Here is a 6400-nt window from a genome sequence, read left to right as displayed (position 1 = left end):
TTTGTGGCATTTATGATATTTTTAATCGTCGGATTTAATAAACAGATGCTTGAACGAAATGAAAAACGAAATCAACGAAAAAAGGATTAAAATGGAACTACTTATTGAAATCGCAGTCGAGGAGCTGCCCGCGATCCCGTTTTTAAAAGAGCGCGAAAATATCGCTCCGAAATGGCAAGCTGTGCTGCAAAAACACGGCTTGCAAAGCGAGTTTGAGTTTGAATACAGCCCGCGCAGGCTCGTGTTTTTTCACAAAGACTTCGCCGAGCGCCAAAGCGATAGCACCGCAGTAACCACTGGCGCGCCAAAGAGCGTCGCGCTCAAAGACGGCGCATGGACTGCCGCGGCGCTAAGCTTTGCCAAAAAATGCGGCATCGATGAAAGCGAGCTTGAGTTTCGGCAGGTGGGCGGCAAAGAGGTGCTGTATCACGCCGCGGTGCAAAAAGGGCGCGCGAGTCGTGAAATTTTAGGCGAGATGATAGAGGAGCTTTTAAAATCCCTAAATTTCGGTCGCGCGATGCGCTGGGGCGAGGGCGAGTTTGAGTTCATCCGCCCGATCAGAGGCGTGGCGTGTCTGCTCGGCGGAGCGAACGTGGATTTTGAAATTTACGGCGTGCGCAGCGAGGCGGCGTTTTTCCCGCACCGAAAATTCGGCTACGAAAAGATAAAATTTAAAAGCGCGGCGCAATATTTCGAGCTTTTGGAAAAAAACGGCGTGATCTTAAGCGCGCGCAAAAGACGCGAGAAAATTTTAAACGAGTTTGCAAATTTGGAGAAAAAACACGGCTTTAAGATCAATACGGACGAGGATCTGCTTGATGAAGTGGTGGCGATCACGGAGTATCCGACCGCGCTACTCGGGGGCTTTGATGAGGAATTTTTAAGCGTGCCGAAAGAGGCGATCATCACTTCGATGAAGGAGAATCAGCGCTATTTTCCCGTTTTTGAAGGGGGAAGACTCAGCAATCACTTCGTCGTCGTAAGCAATGCCGTCACGCAGGATAACGATCTCATCGTAAAGGGTAACGGAAAGGTCTTGCGTGCGCGCCTAAGCGACGCGATGTTTTTCTGGCAAAGCGATCTGAAGGCCGAATTTAGCGCCGAAAAGCTAAAGCAAATTTCATATCTGGACGGGCTCGGTTCGGTTTATGATAAACAGCTGCGCGAGCTCGCCGTGGCGCAAATTTTAGCCGAGGCTTATGCGCCGCGGCTGCAAAGCGAGCTCGCAGGCGCCGATATGAACGCCTGCGTCAAAGACGCCGTGATGCTTAGCAAGGCCGATCTTACCAGCACGATGGTGGGCGAGTTTAGCGAGCTGCAGGGCATTATGGGCGGGTACTACGCCGAGCACGCGGGGTTTTGCGAACCGATTTGCCGCGCGATACGCGAGCAGTATCTGCCTAGCGGCGAGGACAGCGCGCTGCCTAGCGGCGTATTTAGTAGCGTGATCGCCGCTGCGATGAAATTTGAAACGCTCGCGGGGCTTTTTAGCATAGGCAAGGCTCCAAGCGGCAACAAAGACCCGTATGCGCTCCGTCGCGCCGCTGCGGGGCTTATTAAGATCGTGCTGAATGAGGGCTTGAGCTTCGATGTAGCGGCTCTGATAAAGCGTATCGCGCCGAATTATAAGAATTTCGATCAGCAAAAGTTGCTGGATTTCATCAAAGATAGGCTCTACGGCATCTACGAGGACGTCAATCCATCCGTGATCAAGGCGTGCATCGCAAGCGGCGAAAACGATCTGCTGCGCCTAAGCGGGGCGATTTTGGCGCTTAGTAAGATCGCGTCGGCGGATGATTTTAAGGAGAATTTCGCCACTTTCAAGCGATTAGCCAATATCATCAAGGACGAAAAGATCGGCTCCGTGGATGAGCGGCTGTTCGAACACGACGCCGAGCGGGCGCTAAATGCGGCGTTTGGCGCGATAAAATTTGAGGGCTCGGATTACGAAGGCTATCTGCGCTCGCTATTTAATTTAAAAAGCAGGATCGATCAATTCTTCGATAGCGTGATGATAAATGCCGAGGATGCCGCAGTGCGCGCAAACCGCATCGCAAATATCGGTCAAATTTACGAAGGATTTTTAAAGATCGCCGATATAAAAGAGATCGGATTTTAGATGATCTGGGGCGGAATTTGGGCCGGTTTTAAAATTTAAAAGTCTATTTCAAAGGATATGAAATGCTGACGATTAATTCGAGGCTGCCTACCGAAAATCTAAAAATTTCAAAAGCGTTACCTCAGCTCATCCAGGGCTACATCTACCGCTATCTGCCAAGCGCCGAGCACGAGGGGTACAAACACGAGCCAAGCGGTAAAATTTTTAAACGAACGAATTTTGATTTTCGTTTAAATGGCGCAAATTTGCGAATCAGATTTACCTCTTATGAGCTGGAATTTGAAAAAATAATCGCGCTTGCGGTGCTAAAAGACGGGTTAAGCTTAGGCGAGCTTTGCTTGTGCGATACGACGGTGGCTGTTAGCGAACACAGAACCGCACAAAGCGAAGCAGTGCTGCAAGGCTGCGTAGCATGCGCTATAGGCGGGCTTTTGGGGCATAAAATTTACCTGCAGCCGCAAGACTCCAGGCATCTTGAGATGATGAAAACAAACGCTTTGCAAAGATTTGAAACGCTTGCCGGACGCAAATATAGCGGCGAATTTGAGCTAAATTTGCTCTGGCAAAATTTGCAAAATCCGTTTAATTTTTACTATGGCAATAACCGCTCGCCGATCCAGGCTTGGCAAGCAAAATGGAAAATTTGCGCGCAACCGGAGCTTATAAATTTAATCCTTGATGCGGGTATCGGAAGCGGATGCATGAACTGCGGAGCGGGGTTTGTGGAGATAGCAAAGGAAAAGCAAGTTAAGTAAAATATAAATTTAAAAGCCTATTCGATCAGCTTATAGAGCAGAAACGTAGAAAAGGAAGTAGCGCAGGTTATATAGCCAAAATCATTAATATGGTTTCTACTTACATACTACCTAAATTAGGCGATAGAGACGTTAAAAGCATAAAGAGGGATGAGCTTTTAGAGATTTTTAAAGCTATTTTTAATCCAAACAACAAAGAAAGCAGATTAGCGACTATTCATCGTTTAATATATTATTGCGGTGCAGTTTTCGATATAGCCATAGATGATGAATATATTGGACGCAATCCTTGCGCTATGCTACACAAACAATTTCCTACTTCCCGTCGATATAATAAAAACCGTGAGATTGATGCCGAATACCCCGCCTTAACAGAAGAAGTGGATATAAAGGAATTCCTTGACGATCTAAAAACGGATGATAAACTAGATCTAGCTACCAAACGAGCCTTATATCTGCAAATCCTTTGCGTCAATCGCCCTGCCAATACCGCAAGCGCTAAGTGGGAAGATATAGACTTAGAAAAAAGAATTTGGACTATCAAAGCAAGAGAGATGAAGTCTAGGACCGCTCATCAAATAGCGCTCAGCTCATACGCCATAAAGATTTTAAAAGAGCAGTAGCTATTTAGTGGCAATGATAAATTCGTCTTTCCGTCTGCTAGCGCAGAAGGTCATCTACACAGAGATAGCATAAGCAAAGCTATAAGAAATTTAGGCGGCAAGGATAAGTACAGGGGCAGAGCTACCTCTCACGGCTTTAGAGCCACCTTCCGCACCATTTGCTCTACGCATAAAGCGCAGCTATACAGCTTGGGCGTAACAGAAGAAGCTATAGAAAGCGCTTTAGCGCACGTAGAGCCAAACGAAGTGAAAAGATCATACGGGCGTAAAAAGGCTACCATAGAGCAGATTAGGACTCTTATGCAATGGTATGGGGATTATTTAAATTCTATAACGCCGCTGTTTTGATAAGCAAAATTACTTCAAACGCAAGCCGGCATTTCCTTCCGCAAGGTCTTGAAGCTCGTCTAAATTTTTTTGCGCCTGCTTTAACAGCTCGTCAAATTTAAACCCGAGCATTACGATACGATAAAGCTCGGGTTTATTCTTACGCCAATTATAAAGCGTTTTTGTATCGATTTTTAAAATTCCCGCTATATCTCTTTGTGATAAGTTATGTCTCATTTTTTACCTTTTAAATGGGAATTTTCAAGAAAATTTACTATCTATTCAACAAAGGAATAATTCCCGACCTTTAACTTTTACAAAGGAATTGTTTCTTTGTTTTAAGTTAAGTCATACGTGATTAATATTCCAAGAAATTTTTCAAAGGAGTGCATATGAGTTATGCAGATAGTAATCTTTAAAAATGGTGGGAAAATCGTCAAAATGACAAAAAAAGTCGGCAATATATTCCTATTAAGATGCTTATGGATTAGTCTTTTTATCCACGATAATTTTAGCAAAAGTGGCTGCTTGCCAATCTAATCAAGAAAGGAAAAATTATGGAGCAACTAAGAAAATACTATGTTTTGCCGTTGCGGCTCTTAACTTTGTAATATGCGCTATCGCATTTTTTATATGGACGAGGACTGTGGTGATGGCACAAGTTGATGATAAATGTATTTTTGTCCTCATATCCGCGTTCGTCTCATTTATTATGTGTTCTATATACGCAACAATAGCTAACAAAAAAGGCGTAATTCCAGAAAAAAAGAGAAATTCTTTAAGCATTATAACAATGTTACTTAGTATTATAGTGGTCATACTGGCTGTCCTCGCAGTTGATGTTCTATCGCAAGCATCAGAAAGAACGAAAAAACTTTATGTTCCGAAGATATTTTCAAATTATACAGTTTACAATGTCAGCGAAGAAAGAATAAAAGATAAGGTGTATATTTTAAAACAAGAATATCGAAAAGAACACGAGGATTTTTTTAAATAATAAAAAGATAGTTGATTTTAAGAGACGCGCATTAAGCCTTGTCGCAAAATTTAGCCGCAGAGCTTAACGATCTTTTAAAATCTTTCACAAGATTTAAAATATATGTTTGATAAACGTTCGATTAAAAACAAAATCCAAAAATCGAATATTTTCAAACATTTAATCTAAAAATTAAAGGATATAAAATGAAACTTTTAACCCTAGCTTTAGCTACAATAGTAGCTTTAACACTTTCCGGCTGCGTTCTAGACGACGCCTTAAATAGCGTAACAGGAACGATTGATTCAATTACTACACCAAACGGAACAAATAATATATCAAATAAATATAATTTAGAAGTAAAAAATCTTTCAACCGTAGCACAATTAGAAAACTTTTGCAAAAATTCACCCGATGAAATAAGTTATATTATTACTGCACTACCTAACTTAAAAACAGGACAATTCCCGGGAAGTGTAGCTGAAGAATTATTAGTAGCAAATTCAAACGTTGACATCATAATCCGAGCACATAGCTCAAGAGCATACGCAAACTACAGGAACGAAGCCTTTAATCCTAGCGAATATGATCCACGCAACCCACAACAAAAAATAAAATTAATTAAACCAATAATGGTCTATAAATCATCAGGAAAAACAGGAATAGTATGTAGGTTGGAATATTCAAGACCTAGATAAATAACAGCAACTAATATCATTAAAAAAATTAAAAAACCAAAAGGACGCGCACAAATGATTGTCTCAATTCTAAATAAAAAAGGCGGAGTAGGAAAGACCCCTTTCGCCTTTAGTATAGCAAAGGATCTATCGCTTTATCTGCAAAGTAACAATACAAGCTGCATAGAGCAGATCTACCCAAACTACGCCGTCATTACCGATACACCAAAGCCAATAGATAACTGCGTATATGATTTCGGCGGTTTTAAAAGTGCAGGCGTATTAAAAATCATATCCGAAATCGATTATGTTATTATTTCACAAAAAGGATAAACAATGATTATGATAGGAACGATAATAATATGTGCGTGGTTCGTTATAGAAGTGCTATTTGCGATATTTTGTCAGCTTACGGCGCCCCTATTTAAACTATTAGGCAATGCCATACTTTGGATACTAGAAAAAACATTAACATTAATAATTTTCATTCCTCTTCTCCCATTTATTATTATTATAGGAATAATAAAAGGATATAGAGAAGGAAAAACCCTAAAAGAAGAAAAATATAACTACGATTTCTATCAATTAGACAAATACACCCAAGATCTGATAAAAAGAGCTAAAAGAAATAACCATCCGTTGGTCCATAACGGACAAGACCTTTTTCAAGTAAAAGACTTTTTGGCTTAATAGTCATAGTTGAAATAACGTTCGAATTTACGAAAGCTTATTTACCGTTAGGGGGAGCGCTGCGCTATCGCTTGCGCTGGGGAAATATCACAATCCGGGAAAGAAAAGAATTTAATCAATCTTTCGTTCCCCGAGCGGAGCGCAGCGACGCTCACCCCTACCGGTCAAAGCTTTTTCATAATTTCAACTTTCACAAGAGCAACGCTCACCTAAATCAAGACTATTTTCCTGAG

8 protein-coding genes and 1 pseudogene are annotated in these 6400 nt (G+C 41.7%); 8 read left to right on the top strand and 1 reads right to left on the bottom strand.

Going from position 1 to position 6400, the window contains the following annotated elements; all coding sequences use genetic code 11:
• Positions 1-91 precede the first annotated feature (91 nt).
• From glyS to Q0236_RS06125, 4 genes are all read left to right on the top strand, one after another.
• Positions 92-2119 carry a glycine--tRNA ligase subunit beta gene (gene glyS / locus Q0236_RS06140; protein ID WP_297916084.1) on the top strand — a complete coding sequence of 676 codons (2028 nt, stop codon included), beginning with the start codon at positions 92-94 and terminating at the stop codon, positions 2117-2119.
• Between the two features lie 62 nt (positions 2120-2181).
• Complete coding sequence (locus Q0236_RS06135; protein WP_297916081.1) at positions 2182-2874, top strand: CRISPR-associated endoribonuclease Cas6; 693 nt, start codon at positions 2182-2184, stop codon at positions 2872-2874.
• A gap of 89 nt (positions 2875-2963) precedes the next feature.
• On the top strand, positions 2964-3497 hold the full coding sequence (locus Q0236_RS06130; protein WP_297916080.1) for a tyrosine-type recombinase/integrase: 534 nt from the start codon (positions 2964-2966) through the stop codon (positions 3495-3497).
• 189 nt (positions 3498-3686) lie between these two features.
• Positions 3687-3845, top strand: a complete 159-nt coding sequence (locus tag Q0236_RS06125) for a hypothetical protein (protein ID WP_297916078.1) — start codon at positions 3687-3689, stop codon at positions 3843-3845.
• A gap of 9 nt (positions 3846-3854) precedes the next feature.
• On the opposite strand, the gene Q0236_RS06120 is transcribed toward Q0236_RS06125, so the two are convergent.
• Positions 3855-4061, bottom strand: coding sequence for a transcriptional regulator (locus Q0236_RS06120; protein ID WP_295152609.1), 207 nt, complete (start codon positions 4059-4061; stop codon positions 3855-3857).
• Between the two features lie 415 nt (positions 4062-4476).
• Between Q0236_RS06120 and Q0236_RS06115 the strand changes: the two genes are divergently transcribed.
• The 4 genes and pseudogenes from Q0236_RS06115 to Q0236_RS06100 all read left to right on the top strand — a co-directional run bounded on the left by Q0236_RS06115 (position 4477) and on the right by Q0236_RS06100 (position 6167).
• Positions 4477-4821 carry a hypothetical protein gene (locus tag Q0236_RS06115; RefSeq protein ID WP_297916076.1) on the top strand — a complete coding sequence of 115 codons (345 nt, stop codon included), beginning with the start codon at positions 4477-4479 and terminating at the stop codon, positions 4819-4821.
• A gap of 185 nt (positions 4822-5006) precedes the next feature.
• On the top strand, positions 5007-5498 hold the full coding sequence (locus tag Q0236_RS06110) for a hypothetical protein (RefSeq protein ID WP_297916074.1): 492 nt from the start codon (positions 5007-5009) through the stop codon (positions 5496-5498).
• A gap of 54 nt (positions 5499-5552) precedes the next feature.
• Positions 5553-5795, top strand: a pseudogene (locus Q0236_RS06105) (hypothetical protein); the annotation flags it as partial.
• An 18-nt stretch (positions 5796-5813) separates the two neighbouring features.
• The gene (locus Q0236_RS06100) at positions 5814-6167 is read left to right on the top strand and encodes a hypothetical protein (protein ID WP_297916071.1); all 354 of its coding nucleotides are present in this window, start codon (positions 5814-5816) and stop codon (positions 6165-6167) included.
• Positions 6168-6400: the final 233 nt, after the last annotated feature.

It is taken from the genome of uncultured Campylobacter sp. (assembly GCF_938031315.1).
Taxonomy (GTDB): Bacteria; Campylobacterota; Campylobacteria; order Campylobacterales; family Campylobacteraceae; genus Campylobacter_B.
The sequence above is the reverse complement of the archived record's forward strand: the minus strand, read 5'-3'. Positions and strand labels throughout refer to the sequence as shown.